Origin of the sequence: Psychrobacter sp. YGAH215, assembly GCF_007280595.1 — a bacterium.
GTDB lineage: Bacteria > Pseudomonadota > Gammaproteobacteria > Pseudomonadales > Moraxellaceae > Psychrobacter > Psychrobacter faecalis.
The window spans coordinates 1-20,286 of record NZ_VKLR01000009.1 but is presented as its reverse complement, the minus strand read 5'-3'; the positions used below and the strand labels follow the sequence as shown (position 1 = coordinate 20,286).

Annotated in this window: 22 protein-coding genes; 15 read left to right on the top strand and 7 right to left on the bottom strand. The window is 43.8% G+C overall.

The genetic code is table 11. The annotated features are described in order from the left end of the window. Window positions 1-36: 36 nt before the first annotated feature. Window positions 37-1,461 (top strand): uracil-xanthine permease family protein, encoded by a 1,425-nt coding sequence (locus FOR85_RS05055; protein ID WP_144296998.1) that lies wholly within the window; start codon window positions 37-39, stop codon window positions 1,459-1,461. Window positions 1,462-1,515: 54 nt separating this feature from the next. Here the strand turns inward: FOR85_RS05055 and FOR85_RS05050 are convergent, their stop codons facing one another. Further along, window positions 1,516-2,181 (bottom strand): TetR/AcrR family transcriptional regulator, encoded by a 666-nt coding sequence (locus FOR85_RS05050; RefSeq protein WP_144296997.1) that lies wholly within the window; start codon window positions 2,179-2,181, stop codon window positions 1,516-1,518. A gap of 246 nt (window positions 2,182-2,427) precedes the next feature. Here FOR85_RS05050 and uraD point away from each other — a divergent pair, with 246 nt between their 5' ends. From uraD to FOR85_RS05005, 9 genes are all read left to right on the top strand, one after another. Further along, window positions 2,428-2,949, top strand: a complete 522-nt coding sequence (gene uraD, locus FOR85_RS05045) for a 2-oxo-4-hydroxy-4-carboxy-5-ureidoimidazoline decarboxylase (protein WP_144296996.1) — start codon at window positions 2,428-2,430, stop codon at window positions 2,947-2,949. 39 nt (window positions 2,950-2,988) lie between these two features. Next, window positions 2,989-3,357 carry a hydroxyisourate hydrolase gene (uraH, locus tag FOR85_RS05040; RefSeq protein WP_068407216.1) on the top strand — a complete coding sequence of 123 codons (369 nt, stop codon included), beginning with the start codon at window positions 2,989-2,991 and terminating at the stop codon, window positions 3,355-3,357. A 112-nt stretch (window positions 3,358-3,469) separates the two neighbouring features. Next, window positions 3,470-4,810, top strand: a complete 1,341-nt coding sequence (locus tag FOR85_RS05035) for a urate hydroxylase PuuD (RefSeq protein ID WP_144296995.1) — start codon at window positions 3,470-3,472, stop codon at window positions 4,808-4,810. Between the two features lie 101 nt (window positions 4,811-4,911). After that, window positions 4,912-5,904: an allantoinase PuuE gene (puuE, locus tag FOR85_RS05030; RefSeq protein WP_144296994.1), complete on the top strand. Its 993-nt coding sequence runs from the start codon at window positions 4,912-4,914 to the stop codon at window positions 5,902-5,904. Window positions 5,905-5,963: 59 nt separating this feature from the next. Continuing rightward, on the top strand, window positions 5,964-6,518 hold the full coding sequence (locus tag FOR85_RS05025) for an ureidoglycolate lyase (RefSeq protein ID WP_068407225.1): 555 nt from the start codon (window positions 5,964-5,966) through the stop codon (window positions 6,516-6,518). A 130-nt stretch (window positions 6,519-6,648) separates the two neighbouring features. After that, a complete protein-coding gene (locus FOR85_RS05020; protein ID WP_068407228.1) occupies window positions 6,649-7,485 on the top strand; it encodes a bifunctional allantoicase/(S)-ureidoglycine aminohydrolase in 837 nt (278 codons plus the stop codon). A gap of 211 nt (window positions 7,486-7,696) precedes the next feature. Continuing rightward, window positions 7,697-7,987 carry a Trp family transcriptional regulator gene (locus FOR85_RS05015; protein WP_068407232.1) on the top strand — a complete coding sequence of 97 codons (291 nt, stop codon included), beginning with the start codon at window positions 7,697-7,699 and terminating at the stop codon, window positions 7,985-7,987. A gap of 69 nt (window positions 7,988-8,056) precedes the next feature. Further along, window positions 8,057-9,475 (top strand): anthranilate synthase component I family protein, encoded by a 1,419-nt coding sequence (locus FOR85_RS05010; RefSeq protein WP_144296993.1) that lies wholly within the window; start codon window positions 8,057-8,059, stop codon window positions 9,473-9,475. Between the two features lie 34 nt (window positions 9,476-9,509). Then, window positions 9,510-10,172, top strand: a complete 663-nt coding sequence (locus tag FOR85_RS05005) for an aminodeoxychorismate/anthranilate synthase component II (RefSeq protein ID WP_144296992.1) — start codon at window positions 9,510-9,512, stop codon at window positions 10,170-10,172. Between the two features lie 139 nt (window positions 10,173-10,311). Here the strand turns inward: FOR85_RS05005 and FOR85_RS05000 are convergent, their stop codons facing one another. The 5 genes from FOR85_RS05000 to gdhA all read right to left on the bottom strand — a co-directional run bounded on the left by FOR85_RS05000 (window position 10,312) and on the right by gdhA (window position 15,386). Next, window positions 10,312-11,055 carry an amino acid ABC transporter ATP-binding protein gene (locus FOR85_RS05000; RefSeq protein WP_102077631.1) on the bottom strand — a complete coding sequence of 248 codons (744 nt, stop codon included), beginning with the start codon at window positions 11,053-11,055 and terminating at the stop codon, window positions 10,312-10,314. 73 nt (window positions 11,056-11,128) lie between these two features. Next, a complete protein-coding gene (locus FOR85_RS04995; protein WP_180952590.1) occupies window positions 11,129-11,812 on the bottom strand; it encodes an amino acid ABC transporter permease in 684 nt (227 codons plus the stop codon). Window positions 11,813-11,865: 53 nt separating this feature from the next. Next, on the bottom strand, window positions 11,866-12,702 hold the full coding sequence (locus FOR85_RS04990; protein WP_144296991.1) for an amino acid ABC transporter substrate-binding protein: 837 nt from the start codon (window positions 12,700-12,702) through the stop codon (window positions 11,866-11,868). Window positions 12,703-13,237: 535 nt separating this feature from the next. Next, window positions 13,238-13,822, bottom strand: a complete 585-nt coding sequence (locus FOR85_RS04985) for a PepSY domain-containing protein (protein ID WP_144296990.1) — start codon at window positions 13,820-13,822, stop codon at window positions 13,238-13,240. Between the two features lie 217 nt (window positions 13,823-14,039). Beyond that, window positions 14,040-15,386 carry an NADP-specific glutamate dehydrogenase gene (gdhA, locus tag FOR85_RS04980; RefSeq protein ID WP_144296989.1) on the bottom strand — a complete coding sequence of 449 codons (1,347 nt, stop codon included), beginning with the start codon at window positions 15,384-15,386 and terminating at the stop codon, window positions 14,040-14,042. A gap of 688 nt (window positions 15,387-16,074) precedes the next feature. Between gdhA and FOR85_RS04975 the strand changes: the two genes are divergently transcribed. From FOR85_RS04975 to FOR85_RS04955, 5 genes are all read left to right on the top strand, one after another. After that, window positions 16,075-16,437: a roadblock/LC7 domain-containing protein gene (locus FOR85_RS04975; RefSeq protein ID WP_144296988.1), complete on the top strand. Its 363-nt coding sequence runs from the start codon at window positions 16,075-16,077 to the stop codon at window positions 16,435-16,437. 145 nt (window positions 16,438-16,582) lie between these two features. Next, window positions 16,583-17,074: a PAS domain-containing protein gene (locus FOR85_RS04970; protein ID WP_144296987.1), complete on the top strand. Its 492-nt coding sequence runs from the start codon at window positions 16,583-16,585 to the stop codon at window positions 17,072-17,074. A 3-nt stretch (window positions 17,075-17,077) separates the two neighbouring features. After that, complete coding sequence (locus FOR85_RS04965) at window positions 17,078-17,830, top strand: phosphate/phosphite/phosphonate ABC transporter substrate-binding protein (protein ID WP_144296986.1); 753 nt, start codon at window positions 17,078-17,080, stop codon at window positions 17,828-17,830. A gap of 222 nt (window positions 17,831-18,052) precedes the next feature. Continuing rightward, complete coding sequence (locus FOR85_RS04960) at window positions 18,053-18,685, top strand: hypothetical protein (protein ID WP_144296985.1); 633 nt, start codon at window positions 18,053-18,055, stop codon at window positions 18,683-18,685. Between the two features lie 64 nt (window positions 18,686-18,749). Continuing rightward, window positions 18,750-19,364, top strand: a complete 615-nt coding sequence (locus tag FOR85_RS04955; protein WP_144296984.1) for a hypothetical protein — start codon at window positions 18,750-18,752, stop codon at window positions 19,362-19,364. Between the two features lie 82 nt (window positions 19,365-19,446). On the opposite strand, the gene FOR85_RS04950 is transcribed toward FOR85_RS04955, so the two are convergent. Then, the coding region (locus FOR85_RS04950; protein WP_223808515.1) for a hypothetical protein at window positions 19,447-20,286 on the bottom strand (840 nt) is incomplete at its 5' end.

The following is a 20,286-nucleotide window of genomic DNA, read 5'->3' as shown; positions in this document are numbered from 1 at the left end:
AGATTGGACTAAAAGTCACTTTAGGAGAAAGCCAAAATGAGTGAAGTTACTCAAGGAAACCCTGATTTATTATATGGACTGCATGACCGCCCTGCTCCTGCAAAAGCTTTCTTAGGGGCGGTACAGCACGTACTTGCCGCTTTCGTTGGTATTATCACGCCCTCTTTAATCATTGGTGGCGCTTTGGGATTGGGAGAGCACATCTCCTATCTGATTAGCATGTCACTGATGGTATCAGGGGTCGCCACCTTTATTCAGACCCGTAAAGTAGGGCCCGTCGGCTCGGGGCTGATGGCATTACAGGGCACCAGTTTTGGCTTTTTGGCTGCCGTCCTTGCCGCAGGTTTTGTGGTAAAAAATAAAGGTGGTGGCCCAGAGGAGATTTTGTCGGTCATCTTTGGCGTGTCATTCTTCGGCGCATTTGTCGAGATATTTTTAAGCCAGTTCATCACCAAACTCAAATCTTTGATGAGCCCTATCGTTACTGGCTGCGTCATTGTCACCATTGGTTTGTCTTTAACCAAAACAGGTCTGACTGATTTGGCGGGCGGGGTTGGTGCCGAAAACTTTGGTAGTATGGAAAATTTACTACTGGGCGGCGGGGTGCTGGTCAGCGTGGTGCTGATTAGCATCGTCAATAATAAAGTGATTCGCTCAAGCGCTATTTTTATCGGTTTGATGCTTGGCTTATTTGCGGCGATGTTGATGGGGCGTATTGACTTCTCTTTAGTCTCTGAAGCGCCGTTACTTACCGTCCCTATTCCTTTTAAATACGGTTTGAGCTTTGATTGGCAAGCGTTTATTCCGATTGCCTTTATGTATATCATTACCAGTATCGAAACCTCAGGCGATTTGACCGCAACTTCAATGATTTCAGGCGAACCTATTCAAGGTCCTGTCTACGAAAAGCGTATCAAAGGCGGCGTGCTAGGTGATGGGGTCAATTCGTGGATTGCCGCGGTATTTAATACCTTTCCGGTCACTACCTTTAGCCAAAATAACGGCGTCATTCAAATGACTGGTATCGCCAGCCGCTATGTGGGTTTTTATGTGGCGGCGATTTTATTTACCATGGGGCTATTCCCTATCCTTGGCGCTATCTTTACGCAGCTGCCAAAGCCTGTGGTTGGCGGCGTGACGCTATTGATGTTCGCAACCGTTGCTACTGCGGGTATCCGCATCCTATCCACAGTGAATTTTACCCACCGTAATATCTTGATTATTGCGACTTCACTTGGTTTATCGATGGGTATCGCGTTTGTTCCTGATGTCTTTGCGCAAACGCCGCAGCTGTTCCGCAATATCTTTGGCTCGGCAGTGACCATGTCAGGTATCGTCGCTATCACGTTGGATATGATTTTGCCAAAGAACTATGGCGTCGAGTTTGATACGTCTGATCAACATATAGAAGATGGTCTAAAACCTGTGCGCGTGTTGCCGAAAAGTGAGGTTGAAGGTTAGCCGTTATAACGGCGGCTGGCTTGGCTGAGTAAATGGCGCGCTATGTAAAATCCGCTATTCAAGCCCGCAACCGCGCAGAATAAAAGGTATTAAGAAGTCAGCCGCGCGCGCTTCATCTTGCTTATCATAAGCGTCTTTTTGTAGCAGACCGACGATTTCTGTTTCAAATTCTGCATAACGCTGCGTCGTTGCCCAAATCAAAATCAACAGCTGCAATGGGTCAGCGATGCCAATTCTGCCTTGCTCATGCCAAGTTTTCATCACTTGTGATTTATCAAGCGCCCACTCTTTCATGGTTGTCGACATAAAGTCATGTAAATATGGGGCGCCGCCGATGACCTCTAACGCAAACAATTTATGACGGTTTGGATGCACAAACGCTTGGTGTAATTTGGTGCGTACAAACTTCTCTATCACGGCTTTTGGGTCGCTATCGACGGTCATTGTCACCAAACCGTCGTTCCATTCTTCAATAATAGAGCGCAAAACCATTTTGTAGAGGTTTTTTTTATTTTTAAAGTAGTAATGGACATTGGCTTTTGGTAGTCCTGCCCGATCAGCAATGCCCTGCATCGTAGCGCCGCGATAGCTTTGTAATACAAACTCTTCTTCTGCAGCTGCCAAAATTACTGCTTGATTTTGGGCGCGGATATCTTGCTGATTACGATGAATAGGCGCCTCAGAATCGGACGCTTGAGATGTATGATTAGGTTGGGTCATAAGATAAACCATTGGATAGGAGGATAAATAAGTAGCCATATTGCAACATATAACAGCACTGATAAGCCAATTTTATTTTTTATTTAGCGAAAATATAGCAGGGTTTTCGCCAGCGTATAAAAATAATTTGCATAAAACAGTTGACCAAATGGTCAGGTTTAAGCAGAATGGATGTTATTAAACCACTTATCACTCAATTAAACATAAGAATAAAGAGTTTTAAATTTAAATGAAAAGGATGTCACCGTGAGCTTAACACTAGCGCAATTTAATGCCCTCTCGCCAGACGAAGCACTCTCAAAACTATTGACCTGCTGCACTAGCAGCAAATGGGCGCATGACGTAGCTGGCGCTCGCCCTTTTGCAGATATAGACGACTTACTTGCCAGTAGCGACAAGGCTTGGCAGCAAGCGCAAACCCAAGAAGCCAATTTGCTTGAGGCCTTTGATGGTCATCCACAAATCGGCAACGTTGACTCATTAAAAGAAAAATACCGCAATACGCAAGACAGCGCGGCGCATGAGCAATCTGGTGCCAATAATGCTGACATGGATGTCATTGAAGCATTGGCAAAAGGCAATCAAGCGTATCTCGCTAAATTTGGCTTTATCTTTATCGTCTTTGCGACGGGCAAAAGCGCGCAAGAAATGCTGGATTTATTACTCACACGCCTGCCAAACGACCGCGCCACTGAGCTACTAAATGCGGCTACTGAGCAAAATAAAATTACCCGTTTGCGCTTACAAAAACTACTCGGCACTGCTTAAAGCAAATGTGCTTATTTTTACTATATTAAAGGAATGATCATGTCAGGCACTCTCTCCTCCCACATTTTAGATACCCATCTTGGCAAACCTGCCGCTGATATCGCAGTCACCCTCCACCGCGTGCCTGCAAACGGTGAGACCTATCTATTGGCAACAGGTGTCACCAACGCCGATGGTCGAGTTGCCGCTGACAGCTGGAAATTTGATACTAGTATCGATATCGCTAAATATCATTTAGATGTTGGCCGTTATACCTTGACGTTTGCGACCCAAGCCTATTTTGACGCGCAAAATCTCACGGCATTTTACCCGCAAGTAGTCATCGATTTTATGATCAGTGATGGCGGTCATTACCATGTACCGCTACTGCTCAGCGCACACGGCTATAGTACCTATCGCGGTTCATAAATGAATGGCTTAATGGATTTATAGCTGTCTGTTTTACCGTTTTCAATTAACGACAGAACGCTGAACCAAACATTGAATAAAAAAGTATTGCAAAGAAAAGGACAATTCGCGCATGGGTGCATATCTTCTCGACTGGGTCGCTTTATTTTTCCGCTGGTTTCACGTCATCGCTGGCGTGGCGTGGATTGGCGCCTCCTTTTACTTTGTTTGGCTAGACATGAGTTTACGTAAGCCGCCACAGTGGAAGGCGGACAAGGGTATATCCGGTGACTTATGGGCGGTACATGGCGGCGGCTTTTATGAAATAGCCAAATATAAGCTTGAACCAGAAGAGATGCCAAAAACCCTGCATTGGTTTAAATGGGAAGCTTATACCACTTGGCTTACTGGCATGGCGATGCTGGCTATCGTTTATTATTTCAATGCGACTGCCTATCTGATTGATCCCAGTAAAGTCGCTTTTGGCAGCAGTATCGGCGCGATTTCGACCAGCTTATTGTTTTTATTTGGTAGCTACTTTCTGTATGAAGTGATTGTTCGTAGTCGTCTTGGTAAAAACTCGCTGATTTTTAGCAGTATTATCTTTATATTACTAGTGATCGCTTGCTGGGGCTCTTATCAGCTATTTAGTGATCGCGCTTCATTTATTCATATTGGTGCCATTTTAGGGACGGTAATGGCGGGGAACGTCTTCTTTGGTATTATGCCTGCTCAGCGCGCGTTGGTAGATTGTGTGCGCCGCGGTGTGAAGCCCGGCAAAGAAGTGGCGGATTTGGCGCTACAAGCAAAAAACCGCTCGCTGATGAATAACTACTTTACCCTGCCGCTTATCTTTACCATGATTAGCAACCACTATCCGATGATGTATTCACATGCGCACGGTTGGTTGGTGTTGGTATTTGTCGGTATCATCACAGCAACGGTACGTCATTATTTTAATCAAAAACACTTGGGGCATCACAAGCCAAAATTCCTCTGGATTCCGGCATTAGCAACAGTATTATTGATTATTTGGATGCGTCCTGCCCCTGTTGAGCCATTACCCGCTGCTAGTGCCTCTGTTTCTACAGCAAACGCTACACCAGACACTACATCGGACACTACGCCACCAGTTACTGCTGGTTCAGCCGATAACTCGGAAATGAGTGCTGCTACCGAAACTGGCGCTGCCAATGAAGCGGCTACCGAAGTCGTACCTGTGACTGCCTCAGCAGATGATGCCATTATGGATATCGTCTACACCCGTTGTACCACTTGCCACGCGGCGCAGCCAACCCAGCAAGGATTTGCCGCACCGCCAGCGGGCATCATTTTGCAGACGCCAGCAGATATGAAAATCCATCAAGACAAAATTGTCACAGCGGTACAAACTGGCTATATGCCACTGGGCAATCTCACTCAATTGACCGATGCAGAACGCCAACAACTCGTCGCTTACGCTTCAGGGCTATAGTTATTTAATGAGACAGTTATTTAGTCAGATAATTAGTTAATGAGCCGACAGTAGAAATACTCACCTTTAATTTGCTTTATTGTATTTAGGATAGTTTAAAAATGAGTCAAAAAATAACCAGTGATTTTAATCACGGCACCTACCCGCGTGATTTAAAAGGCTATGCAGGCAATCCGCCAAATGCCAATTGGCCGGGCGGCGCGAAAATTGCCGTACAGTTTGTATTAAACATTGAAGAAGGCGCGGAAAATAGCGTCATTCATGGCGATGGTCAATCGGAGCGCTTTTTATCGGATGTACTAGGTACGCCCGAATTTAACAATCGCCACCAATCTATCGAATCCGCCTTTGAGTATGGTAGCCGCGTGGGCGTTTGGCGCGTGTTAGATACCTTTAAAGAGTATGGCCTGCCCATCACTACCTTTACCTGCGCCGCCGCTGCTGAAAAAACGCCGCATATTATCGAGCGCGTGCTAGAAGATGGTCACGAAATCGCCAGTCACGGGCTACGCTGGATTACTTATCAATACATGTATCGCGAAACGGAACGCGAACACGTGCGCCGCGCCACCGAAATCTTCGAGCGTATGCTTGGTCGTCAGCCGCTTGGTTGGTATACCGGCCGCGATAGTCCCAACACGCGTGAGCTGGTCGCTGAACAAGGCGGTTATATCTATGATTCAGACTCTTATGCTGACGAGCTGCCCTACTGGCTAAATGTAAAAGTAGAAAATGGTGATAAAATCACTCGTAAACCGCATTTGGTGATTCCTTATACCTTAGAGACCAATGACATGCGCTTTGCTTCAAGCCCTGGTTTTACCAATGCTGAGCCTTTTTATCAATACTTAAAGGACAGCTTTGATACCTTATACGAAGAGGGCGATAAAAATGGTAAAAACGAACCCAAAATGCTGACCATCGGTTTGCACTGCCGCATCATTGGCCGTGCGGGCCGCATCACTGCCCTCAAAAAGTTCTTGCAATACATTACTAGCAAACCCGATGTCTGGATATGCCGCCGCGATGACATTGCTAAACACTGGTATGAAAACCATCCAGCTACTGACGATAACATCGCCAACTGGATGTAATCATCTGGCGCTAGCTAAACTAAATACATAAAACTGCTCATTAAACAAAAGGTGACATCATGACTACCACAATTATCGCGAGGCCTTTAACCAAGGCCGAATTTGCACCTTATGGTACGGTGATTGAACCCTATGACAAAGAAGAGCAGACCTCTGAAAACTGCTTCTTTATTAATAAAGGTTATGCGTGTCGACATCATGCGATTACGCAGGCTACGCTTGACGGCGGCGATGTTGGCTTCAGTATCTTTCGTGCCAAAAAGCGCGAACTGCCTATCGCCTTATCGGTGATGGAGTATCATCCCTTTGGGTCGCAAGCGTTTTTTTCGATGAATGGTCAAGATTATATTGTCGTCGTCGCACAAGCTGGTGAACCACCACGTTCGGCCGCTGATTTATCAGTGTTTTATGCCAAATCGCATCAAGGCGTGCAATACGATGCCAATGTCTGGCATCATCCGCTGCTGGCACTTGGTCGCGACTCAGATTTTTTGGTCATTGACCGTATCAATGGTGAGGGTAATAACTGCTACGAGCTGGCCATTGATGATTGGCAAGTGAATATTGAAGTAGCAAATGAACAAGCCGAACCAAATACACAAATCGCAGACTAAGCTGAACTATTTAAGCTATTTTTAATGCCTTGCTTAAATGAAAATAAGACTTAAACAGCCGTACTCACCCTTTATCTCTTGAAGATAGACACTAATTTAACACAGCAAAACCCCCTAAGGATTATTAATAATGCCAATTAAAAGTACCTATTACGCCCCAACTGGCGGCTTACCGCCGCAAACGCAACTGTTATCTGACCGCGCTATTTTTACCGAAGCGTATGCGATTATCCCCAAACGGGTGCTCACCGATATTGTGATTAGCTACCTGCCGTTTTGGGAAGGTATGCGCATGTGGGTGATTGCGCGTCCTTTAAGCGGTTTTGCAGAAACTTTTTCACAGTACATCGTTGAAGTCGCCCCAAACGGCGGCTCCGACAAGCCTGAGCTCGACACTAATGCCGAAGCCGTGCTGTTTGTCGTTGAAGGTGAGATGGATATTACTATCGAAGGCGTAGCCCATCATCTTGAAGCCGGTGGTTATGCTTTCTTACCACCTGCCTGTCAATGGACGCTAAAAAATAATAGTAATGAGCCTGTTAAATTTCACTGGATTCGCAAAGCCTATCAGTTTGTAGAAGGACTTGATGCGCCAGAAGCCTTTGTCACCAGCGATCATGATGTTGAAGCGATTGAGATGCCAGAAACCAATGGTGTTTGGAAAACCACGAGATTTACCGAACAGTCTGATATGCGTCACGATATGCACGTCAATATCGTTACTTTTCAACCAGGCGGCGTGATTCCGTTTGATGAAACCCATGTCATGGAACATGGTTTATATGTGCTAGAAGGTAAAGCCGTCTATCACTTAAACGGTGAATGGGTCGAAGTTGAAGCAGGTGATTTTATGTGGCTACGCGCATTTTGCCCGCAATCTTGTTACGCCGGGGGCCCTGGTCCATTTAGGTATTTACTCTATAAAGACGTAAATAGACACATGCCGTTTATACGTCCACAGCGTTAATTTATCTAAAATTATAAATGACCTAAAAGCCAGCATATCACCATGCGCTGGCTTTTATTTTTATTTTCAATTTAACCTTCAACATCAAGCGTTAAACAAATAACGCTAAACGTCCAAACACGTTACTTGTTTTTCTTGTACTACTGTACTAGAATACTGAAACGAAACAATATTTTGCTTATTATCCTTTCTCTTACTAAGATTATATATTATGAGCGCCAATCCTTATCACAGTCTATTAACTCATTTGGCCAGCTGTCACGATAGTAGCGCTATCGACGAGCTATTTACTGCGCTATTGACCGATAAAGAACAACAAGAAATCGCCAATCGCATCCGTATTTTTGATTTGTTAGAGCGCGGTATCACCCAGCGTGAGATATCTGAGCAGCTCGGCGTCGGTATCGCCACTGTCTCGCGCGGTGCGAAAGCCATGCAAAGTCACGATGTGAGCGCCCTACTTAAAACTCATAGAGAAAATACGCATAAAAAAGACGCTTAATTGGGCAAAAACATAATTTCATTCTGCCTTATTTTTTTGATAAATCATTGAACTATTTTGGACATCGTTATGACCGCTTCTACTTCCAAGCCTGACCAACCTGCTGCTATCGATATTCCTAGCAAACCACAGCGTATCAAACTCACGCAGGATATAGATTTTTTTGCGTTATTTAAGCGTATTGAGCGCGCTTTTGAGACTTGTTATTTGCTTGAATCATTGGGCGAGGATGGACATATGGCGCGCCACCATGCCATTGGTTTTGACCCAGTGATGACTATTGCCGCTATCGACCGTACCACCTTAGCAATTACTGATAATAAAACCGCCGAAACCACACATTATCAAACTGACAATCCTTATCAGCTATTACGCAGCATCACCCCGCAGCACGTTATTGCGCGCGACCAAAGCGGCGGACTGGTTGGCTACTTGGGTTATGACAGTGTCAATTTTTTTGAGCCAAGTCTCAACGCCAAAGCCAGTGATGATTTCGAACCCTTCAAATTTGGTGTGTATTTAGATGGCTTAACGCTTGATAAGATGACCGGCGAAATATTCTATTTTTACTATCCAACTGAACAACAAGACAACCGTATAGAGCAAATCAAAGCCTTACTTGACGCGCCCATCCCCAATTATGAACCACCCTCGGTAGAGTTTTTGGGTGATGGCATGAGTCAAGATGAGCACGCCAAAGCGGTGCTGCAAGTCAAAGAAGACATCATCTCTGGGCGCATCTTTCAGTGCGAAGTCGGCTTTAAATCTAAATATTGTATTAGCGGTGATAAGATGCCGATTTATGAAAAGCTGCGCGCGGTCAATCCGTCACCGCATATGTACTTTATGAAATTTGCTCAGCAATGCATCATTGGCGCCTCCCCTGAGCTGCTGTTTCGCTTACGTCAAGGTGAGATGGAAACCTACCCATTAGCGGGCACTGCTAAGCGCGGCGTCGATATCGCAGAAGACCGTAAGCTTGCCCGCGCGCTACTGAATGATGCCAAAGAGATTGCCGAGCACAATATGCTGGTCGACTTGCATCGCAACGATATCGGCCGTGTCGCACAATTTGGTACGGTAAAGGTGCGTAGCCTCATGGATATCAAACGCTTCTCACACGTGCAGCACATTTCTTCTGAAATCGTCGGAATTTTGCATCCCGATGAAGACATGTTTAGCGCCCTTGCCAGCAACTTCCCCGCCGGTACTTTATCAGGGGCGCCAAAAGTGGAAGCCATTAAAGTGATTAATGAGCTTGAGCCTGATGGCCGCGGTGCTTATGGCGGCGCGCTAGGCTCCTTTAATTTTAATGGTGATTGTATTTTTGCCATTCCTATTCGCAGTCTATTTATCAATGGTGAGTCGGCTTATGCGCAAACTTGCGGCGGCAATGTTTACGACTCCAATCCTGCTGATGAATACTTAGAAATCCAGCGTAAGCTGTCAGCGATGAAAGTGGTGTTAGACAGCTTTATGACAGCGTGAATCCATTGTACTTTTGCTAAAGAGCTTATGCCTTATGAATGTTTTAATTATCGATAACTACGACTCGTTTACCTTTAACCTTTATCAATATATTGGCGAGATTTTACAGACCATGGATGGTGATAAAGACGGCGCTAAACAAGCGGCAAATGTCATCGTCAAACGTAATAACGAAATTACCTTGGCTGACGTACAGGCGATGAATCTTGACCGCATTATCATCTCACCCGGCCCTGGCGCGCCTGACGACTCGGCCTATTTTGGTATTTGCGCCGAAGTGATTGAGGTTATGGGCAAGACGACGCCGCTATTGGGCGTTTGCTTGGGCATGCAGGGCATTGCGCATGTCTTTGGCGGCGAAGTGGTACGAGCCAGCGTACCAATGCATGGCAAAGTCTCAGCCATTCGCCATGATAATGCAGGTGTCTATCAAGGCTTGCCACAAGAGATAGAAATCATGCGCTATCACTCTTTGATGGTAAAGGCAGATACGTTACCAGATTGCTTAACTGTTACCGCCGTCGTGAGTAATGACGCCCATCATGACTTAAGACTGACAGATGCAGCGGTCGCAGGTGATGAGATTATGGGACTTGCGCACACTGACTACCCGATACAAGGTGTGCAATTTCACCCAGAGTCGTTTGCGACTGAGGGGGCGAAGCGTTTATTAACGAATTTTTTATTGCAGGTGTAATGCAGGGTTTTAAAAGGCTAATGTTAAAAAAGCATAAAGGTGTAGTCAAAATGTCCTAAAAACGCTACGGTATTGCTTTTCACTTACTATACAATAAAAAAGACTGGCTATTTAGAAGCCAGTCTTTTTTCAAAATGAACTACTGCTCGATACGCTGCAAAAACGCTTGCGTGCGTGGATGCGTTGAATCTTCAAATAGCTGCTTGGCGCTACCCTCTTCGACTATGTGACCGTCTTCAATCAAGACCACATGGTCAGCAACATCACGCGCAAAATTAATCTCATGGGTCACCACCACCATCGTCCAACCTTCAGAAGCTAACTGCTTCATCGTTCCAAGCACATCTTGTACCAACTCTGGATCAAGCGCCGAGGTTGGCTCATCAAATAGCAACAATGACGGCTCAATCGCCAGCGCACGAGCAATACCAATACGCTGCTGCTGACCACCAGACAACTGAAACGGATACAAATCTGCTTTATCCGATAAGCCGACTTTATCAAGTAACGCCAACGCTTGCTCGCGCGCTTGCGCTTTACTTTGTCCTTGTACCACCGTCGGCCCAAGCATCAAATTCTCAATGGCTGACTTATGCGGAAATAAATTATAAGACTGAAATACCATGCCTGACTTACGTTGCAAAGCGAGTAAGGTTTTCTTTTTTGGCTTGGTGGCAAAGTCGACGGTCAAGCTGCCATCATCAAATGCAATTACCCCTTGATCAGGAATCTCTAACGCATTCAGACAGCGCAAAAACGTGGTTTTACCCGACCCTGATGGACCCAAGATGACCACTACCTTGCCTTTTTCAATGGACAAGTCGATGCCTTTGAGCACTTGATTGCTACCAAAGGCTTTGTGGATATTAGTGACTTGAATCATAGAGGTTTCCGCTTACAAATGAAAAAACGCTGATGGTAAAAAACGACAAGATGGCTATATTTTTTAGCAAAAATTATTTCGCCACATAACGATCAAGTCTGGTTTCAAGTTTGCCCTGAATAAAGGTTAAAAACAGACAAATTGCCCAATAAATAAACGCCGCTTCAGTATAAACCAGCATAAACTCATAATTACGGGCGGTAATGATTTGCGCCTGTTTAAACAGCTCCGTGACCAGCACCAATGACGCCAAAGACGTGTCTTTTACCAAACTGATAAAGGTATTGGACAATGGCGGTACCGACACCCGCAGCGCTTGCGGCAAAATCACATGGCGAAAGGTTTGTAGATAGGTTAAACCAACTGTGGAGCCCGCTTCCCATTGACCTTTTGGAATAGACAGAATCGACGCACGCACCGTTTCCGACGCATAAGCGCCAATGTTCAACGAAAAGGCGATAATCGCTGACGGAAATGGGTCGAGCTTCACGCCAACACTTGGCAAGCCATAAAAGATAATAAATAGCTGCACCAACATCGGCGTACCGCGAATGGCAGACACATAGATACGAGCAAGCCGATAAAGTATCTCATGGAACCATCCTGCACGCGGCACGATGCGAATCAAAGCTACCGTCAGCGCAATCACCATTCCAATCGCAAATGATATCAATGCCAGCGGTATCGAATAATAAATACCGCCTTTGAGCATTGGCCAAAATGAGTTGATAACGATTTGGGCGCGTGCAGCATCCATAAAGGGCAATAGTGCCAATAAATCGCTTAATACTGAGGTTATAGACGCTAGCATTATTTTTGTTGACTTATATCAGCACCGAAGAATTCTTCGCTAAGTTTGGTTAGCGTGCCGTCAGCTTTTAGCTCAGCCATGGCGCCATTGAGTTTTTCAACAACCGCGTCATCTCCTTTGAGCAGCACCAAGCCCGAACCCGTCTGCTCACTGGCAGGCGCAACCAATTTAATCTCAAGATTGGCGTCTGGGAATTTTTTTAGATAGTCCAATACGGCAAGGTTGTCATTCATAGTAAAGTCAGCGCGGCCTTGTTTGACCAACTGAATCGCTTGCGCCATACCATCGACGGGAACGATTTCAGCTTCATAACGCTCTGCCAGCTCACCATAATTACTGCTAAGCGACTGTGCAGAACGCAGTCCTTTTAGCGCTTCCCACGAGCTATAACGATTGTCATCAGTCGGTGCCAACACTACAGCGCCTGACCAGCTATATTCAGTCGCTTTATCATATTTCGCTAAGCGCTCAGGCGTGGTCAAACCTACCTGATTGGCAACCATGTCAAAACGTTTTGAATCCAAACCTGCTAGCATGGCATCCCACTGGGTTTCTTTAAATTCAACATCCACCCCAAGTTTATCAGCAACCGCCCGCGTTACTTCGACATCATAACCGGTCAGCTTACCGCTCTCATCATGATAGGTGAACGGCGGATACGTACCTTCAGTACCGACGTTAATAGTGCCGCCATTATTGATACGTTGGAGCAAATCAGAACCACCAGTCGCCACACTATCGGCTGCATTGGTATCGGCATCAGTAGTAGGTGACTGATTACAAGCGGCAAGTAATACCGTACTGGCGACAAAGGCTAAAAGCGTACGACGTTTCATAAGACGTCCTTATAAAGTAGGTGAATAAGGCAAAAAGTAGCAAACCAATAAATAGGGTGAAAGCATTACAAGCAGTCTTGACGAAAAATTGTGCCTATTGGCTGTCATGCTTGGCTTTGGCTTCCCGATTTGAGGATACTGCAGCTATTTTTCAATACTATTTTTCTATTATGTTGCATCAAATAGGCTAAGTGACGGTTAATATTCATAATATTTTTAACGGCAATCCTACTTATGCAACCATGACTTGCTCATATACTAGCGCAGTTGGGTAAGAATAAACGTACAAAAACAGTGAGTATGCGTAAGATTCTTAAGCTTTACTCATTTATAAGGCTTTATATAGCGGCTTTTTAGATGAAACTCCTTGATGAAGCTACTTATTCATAATAAGGGTAAGACGAGCTTACTTTGGTTATACTTATATTGAGCGTTTATTATATTAAGTGCTCGCGTAGTAAATAAGCCGTTTTCAATAAAAAAGACATCAACCCTATGACTGATGTCTTTTATACTATTTTTATCAAAATAACTGCTACTTTTTGAACTTATTGGCAAATGTTTTACCACTGTTAGCGTCGACATTGATGCTGACGATCTTGTTACCTTTTAATAGGTCAGCTTTATAATACGCCGTATGATTGGCATAATCGCGATCATTCTCAAATTCAATTTCTAATATCTTACCACCCGTTTGTTTTTCAGCGATATTAATAGCCTTCATAATATCGATTTTCGCTTTTTTCTGAACTTGGTAAACGTTGATATCATCGCCATCAAGACGATCCGTTTCCTTTTTTACAATTTTACCTGTATTGGCATCTACTTTGATTTCATAATTGACGCTATCGGTACTGAATTCTAATTCATAGACGCCACCTTTGCCAATGGCATCGCTATCATCCTCATCAAAATCGGCACTGATTAAAATACCAGAAGCTGATTTACTGGCGATAGTAATGGCTTGCTTTAAGCTAATTTTCGCGGCTTGCGCGGCGCGTACTTCGTCTACATTAGTAGCGGCACTGGCGGCTGTAGTTATGACGCCCGTCGTCAAGGCTAATGTCAGACAAGCACCCAATGTTGTTAGCTTAAAACCTTTGAGAATTTTATTCATCATATCGTCTCCTGATTCATATTTTTATTTATTACTATCGATTTTGTTTACCGTATTTTTTATTCAACTCTACCGCTTTTCTTATCATAACGCTGATGAGATAGACCTGTGCAGCAAAAAAGTATCCTAATGTATCATCATTGTTTGCAGTCAAAAAAACCGCGCCTATCCTCTTAGATAAGCGCGGTTTATGAAAAACTGCTTTCGTATTAAGACAAGTTTAGTTCAAGATACCATAAGCACATAAGGCATCAGCAACGCGTTTAAAACCAACGATATTTGCCCCTGCCATATAGTCGATATAACCGTTATCGGTCTGGTTATATTTTTCTGAAGCGTCAGCGGCGCAGTCGTGGATATTTTTCATAATGCACTTTAAGCGCTCATCGACTTCTTCAAAGGTTTTATATTGACGTACAGAGTTTTGTGACATCTCAAGACCCGATACCGCGACCCCGCCTGCGTTGGCCGCTTTACCTGGTGCATAGTGGACGCGGTGCAAACGCACATAGTCAATCGCATCAGCGGTCAGTGGCATGTTAGCGCCTTCAGCAATATATTTAATGCCGTTTTCAACCATTAATTTGGCATCGTCCTCATCAACTTCGTTTTGGGTCGCTGATGGAATGGCAATATCACCTTTGATATGCCAAGGTTTTTGCTTAGCCAACCATTCACCGCCGAATACATCGACATAATCACACAACGGCTTACTTTGGGCTTTTTGCTCTTTTAGCCAGTTGATTTTTTCTTGGTCCATACCGTTTGCATCGTGCAGCGTACCTTGTGAGTCAGATACCGTTAGTACTGTTGCACCCAGCATGTGGGCTTTTTCAGCGGCGTGGAGTGAGACGTTACCGGCACCTGATACCAACACTTTTTTGCCTTTGATGTTATCGTTTTGAGCGGCAAGCATGTTTTCTAAGAAATAAACTGCGCCATAGCCGGTCGCTTCGGTACGCATTAAGCTACCACCAAAACCCACGCCTTTACCGGTCAAGACACCGCCGTGCTCACGGGTTAGATTCTTATACATCGCAAACATATAGCTGACTTCACGTCCACCGACGCCGATATCGCCTGCCGGTACATCGATGTCTTTACTGACATATGGATGCAGCTCACGCATAAAGGCATAGCAAAAACGGCGGATTTCACTGTCAGACTTACCTTTAGGATCAAAATCAGCGCCACCTTTACCGCCGCCCATCGGCAAGCCAGTTAAGGCGTTTTTGAAAATTTGCTCAAAACCTAAGAACTTAAGGACCGATTGGTTGACGGTAGGATGAAAGCGGATCCCGCCTTTATAAGGGCCTAAGGCATTGCTGAATTGTACACGCCAGCCGCGGTTGACCTGCACTTCACCCTTATCGTTTTCCCAGTTGATACGAAAAGCGATAACACGGTCAGGCTCGACAAGACGCTCAAATATTTTGAACGTATCATATTCCGGATGGGCGTCGTATAGCGGAGCAATGGTGATTGCAACTTCTTTTACCGCCTGAATAAATTCAGGTTGATGGGCGTAACGTGCTTCGACTTTTTCGATTGCCTGACTGATACTCATATAGGTTCCTTAGGGTAAAAATGGTCATCGTGCTGATTCACGTGGGTGTTTTATCGCTTAAATACAAACGATGGGATTTAAAACACCAATGTGAGATTGAAATCGTTTCTATACGCTAGTAAATATAGAAACTGGGAGATTAGAAGCCAACTGAATGTGTCTCTAAATCGTAAACCCAGAAGCACAAACAATTTTTATCTCATAACTATATAGCATTTTTTTGCCGTATAAGTCTAGTAAATATCACCATCATCAAAATTTATAAAGGATATTTATTTCATTATAATCTATCAATAAACCTGCCGTGAAAACTCGTTAGTCAAAAAAATGACCGCTATTATTTGAGTGATTTACGGTAATTTTGTGCAACATTGTCGTCTTAAATAACCCTTTGATTGCTTTACTTGCTACTTAGACTATAGGAAAAAAAACACATTAATGGAAAATAAAAATACTAAATAACTTAAAATATGCCAACTTTTATTTATTAATTATAATAAAATTGCGATAAACGGTGGTGAGATAAGATTAAGTAGTAAAAAATGCGCGATATTAAGGCGTTAAATAGCGCTCTGCCCTATCAATAGTAACAGTAAGAGTTTATAATATTGTTCACTAGTCGAAGACTAAAATCAGCAAATCCCCAATCCCAATTATCCCCTTATTTATTCGTCACGGAGAAATCGTTATGCGTACAGAAAATTTTCAACAAATACTAGAGGATCTAAATGGCTCATCAGCTGATGTTGAAGCATCTGCTCTCATCTCTAATGATGGTCTTGTGATAGCCTCAGCACTACCAGCAGGTATTGACGATGACCGTGTTGGTGCTATGTCTGCTGCCTTATTATCGTTAGGTGATCGTGCGGGTAAAGAATTAGCTCGTGGCGATATTGACCGCATTATGATCCAAGGTGAAAAGGGTTATGTCATTACAACTTCTGCTGGGGATGAAGCTGTTTTGACCGTTATGGCAAAACCAAATGCCAAGCTTGGTTTGATCTTTTTAGACATCAAACGTGCGGCTGTCGCCTTATCTAAGCTCATCTAATAATTTACTACTATTGTTTTATTCATAGAGGTTACTCAAGCCCCAAAATTAGTGCTGTGAGCTAGATCTTTTCTATCTGGCTTAGGTTATTGATTTTATGGTATGAGCTTCACTACTATGTATAACCGCAATTAAGGAGGTCTTTATGGGTGCATCTCTACCCGACCAAAAGCCTAACGGCGCAGCTGAAGAAATTGCGCATACTTATCATGACGGTACCTCAAGAGTACTTTATGACACCAATATTGAGCGCCCATATCCGGACGGCAAGCTTATCGTCTCACGTACTGACTTGGACGGTATGTTGACCCATGTCAATGACGCCTTTGTCGAGATTAGTGGCTACAGCGAAGACGAGCTTATCGGTCAGCCACAATCCATCTTGCGTCATCCTGATATGCCAAGAGCCGCTTATAAAGACCTATGGGATACGGTTCAAGCTGGGAATAAATGGCATGGTTATGTCAAAAACCTATGTAAAGACGGTAGTCATTATTGGGTTTATGCCACAGTCGTACCTAATGTGCGCCGCGGTGAGACTGTTGGTTATACCTCGGTACGCCGTAAGCCATCACGTAGCAAGATTGAGGCTGCCACTGTCCAGTATGCTCAAATGAACCAGAATGAGGAGGGTTAAGCCATGAGTGAGCATACCTATAATATGTTAATTGCCCCTGACTTTTCTCCTGAGCGTTTTGCAGGCTGGCATATGTTTAATACTCTGATGCAAAAACGAGCAGATATGCATCTACATCTAGTAACACCTGCCTCTTATACTGAACAAGAAGAAAAAATCAATGCAGGTAATATCGATTTAATCTATGCCAATCCATTCGACGCTGCCACTTTAATTCGTGAAAAAGGCTATCGTGCTATTGCCCGTCCCATCGGTAAGTCTGATGAAATGGTCATCGCCGCCGCTGAAAAAAGCGCTATTAATACTCTAGAAGACTTAAGCAAGGGTGCTACGGTTGCTATGGCTGACAACCGTGATGTTAAGCTGATCGGTTTGCGTTTACTTGAAGCTGTCGATCTAGAAGAATCTGACCTTAACTGGGAGGTGACCGAGAACTATCAGGCCGCTGCTAGAAAAGTGATTAAAGACGAAGCACAGGCTGCTATGTTTTTGGCAGAAGTCTTTCATGGCTTATCACGTCTAACCAAGATGCAGCTTACGGTACTGATTGAAAGCGATTTGGCAACCATCAGTCACGTGTTGTTGGTCAAAGACGGTTTTGACAAAGAAGATGAGCTGACGCAAGCGGTTCTTGACTTTCATAAAGATGATGAGGGCAAAGCTGCACTAACAGAGCTTGGTATGGCAGAAGGTTTTGAGGCTATGAGCGAAGAAGACGCTGAGTTCATGATAGATCTAATGGAAACTTTACAATAACGTTTGAACACAACTGTCAGCATGATATATCAAGCTGATAGTTGTTGGTTTTATCCTATTTTTATAAAGGTATTCGATATTTATTAAAGTGGTATTACAGTCACAAGATGATAGTCCGTTATTTCATTTGTTTACTATATCGTCGTTATTTTCTACTGAAGTTTCGATAAATGCATGCCTACAAACAATAGATAGATTAATGATTCAACAAAGGAGACTATTATGATCGACTTAGATTTTACTAAAAAAATGGAAATCACAGCGCGTCACAGTTTTCGCTATTATTCTCGTCAAGTATTTTTGAGCCCAAATAATATTGAATACCATGAAAAACGGATTGATGCTGCTCTCTTATTAGATGAAAGAGAACCTTTGCAAGGCGCTCTTGCAGACTTCCTTTATGGCTGCTGGTACGATATTCCTTATATATTTGAAGAGATACTGGATCGTATTCAAGGTAGACTTCTGCCAGAAGTAGAGCAGGCATTTTACGAGTTTACCAAAAAATTTGATTATATTGACCGTAACAGTGTGTTTGCAACACGTTGGAGCATATTGGTCACTCCCTCTCTCAACAACAATAGGCAACGTTTGCGTATTAGTAGCGATGATGCTAAAGATGTCGCTAACGATATCGTCACCGCGCTTATGCAAGCCAAAGAAAATGAAGATAGCGTTATTATCGAACGAATCGAAGATGAATTCTTTGCGCATTGTATATCACGTAGCGATCGGCTAGCGTTTTCATTGGTTTGGTTTCGATTGGGCAGAAGTGGCTGGGTTTTTGATGAGCGCTGGAACAACTGCCAAAAACAATTCGAACAAACCCGTATTAAAAATGGAAAAAAGGAGTAGATGAGCAAATTGCTTCATAACATTCCAAGATCATCATAAAAAACGGACTAAAACGGTAAACCCTATGCTATCAACTCTAAATGCTGATAAAACCTACGTAACCCTAACCCCTGCTGGTGTTTTTGAAGCTTTCTCGCAAGCTGAGCCGACTGAAGAACAATTATCTCTTCAGGCTCTATTATCACAGCATGAAACCATGCTTGCGTCGGTATGGCTTGATACTTATTCTAATTTTTGGCTAGACGATTTTTTGGAAAAAGGCTGGGTTGAAAAGCTGTCGTTATTTTTGCCCGCGCCAAATTTGCCGCTTGATCAATTTTTACCTTATGTGGTTTCAAGCTTATCGGGTAAACGCCGCGCAGCTATAGGCTCTGATGAAGGGTTTTGTCTGACACGTACCGGCTATAGCCAAGAAGAAGCCGATATGTTGAGTGTGGCGGCGGCGGACTTTTCAGGCTTTATGCTGCGCCAAAAGCAGCGCGGCTGGGCGGTAGAGAGCCAAGCGATTTCTTTCTTTCAGCAAGTTGATTTGTTGATTCCTGAAACCAGTTTTGTATTTTTATGGATTGATGGCTCAGGCTACGTGCTTATCATCGACGGCGAGCCTTTAACCAACAACCGTGCCTTTGTTGAGTTGGTATGGGCGCTTAAAACGTCTGGACTTAGATTTACTAATTAGGCCGAATATTTAGCAAGCTAGGTGTAATGGACAAAATTCATGCTAAAAAGTAGAAGGTAGTCGCTAATGGACATAATTCATGCTATTTGAGTGACTTTGACCCTAAAAAGTCTTTAATAAACCGCAACTTACGCTGCTCATTTAGACCGTGATGACTGTGTAATTGTCGCTTTAACTCACTGAATAACCCTTCAAGAGAATTGGTGGTATTTGGTATATCTAAATGCCCATATTCTTGATAAGTGAATAGCCAATCGCTATTGGTTCTGAGACTACGATAAGCACTTCTAAGACGTTTGTGAGTGTACCAACTTCTACCAGTATCCTCATTGGTACTACGCTCATTAAGATAGTCTTCATGAGTTAACAACCAATAATCTAAGTGCTCTATGAAGTCAGCTTTATTAAGCTGTGTTAAGTCTAAAGTGAGCCGTCTAAGCTCAATACTTGCGATATTCTTAGGTCGACGAGTGAGATAGCGAGTTACTATTTGTACCTGATGGAACTGGCACATCTGGCAAGGGGTGTAGGTAAATAACGTACGCAGTCCTCGTCTACCATCACAGGTAATGCTTTGTACATCAACGCCTAACGATGCTAGATGATCAATTCCTTGCTTGTAGGCACTGTTGGTTTCATGACTGACTATCGCGTAGTAAAGAACGGCTTTAGTGGTATTGTCCATAAAAACCATTAAACCGAACTTACGACCGAAGTAAGTGGTATCCATGATGATGTTAGCAGTATTCGGTCGTTTAACTTGATACTGGGTACTGACTTTGTCTAAGCGTCTTTGAATGGTTTTAAGACTACAGCTATACTTGTCAGCCAGTTGTTTGTAGGTCTGTTTCCCTTGGGTGTATTCAGTCCAAAGGGTCTGGTTATTGAGTCTTTTGCCACCTAAAAACTGCCGTCTGCAAGC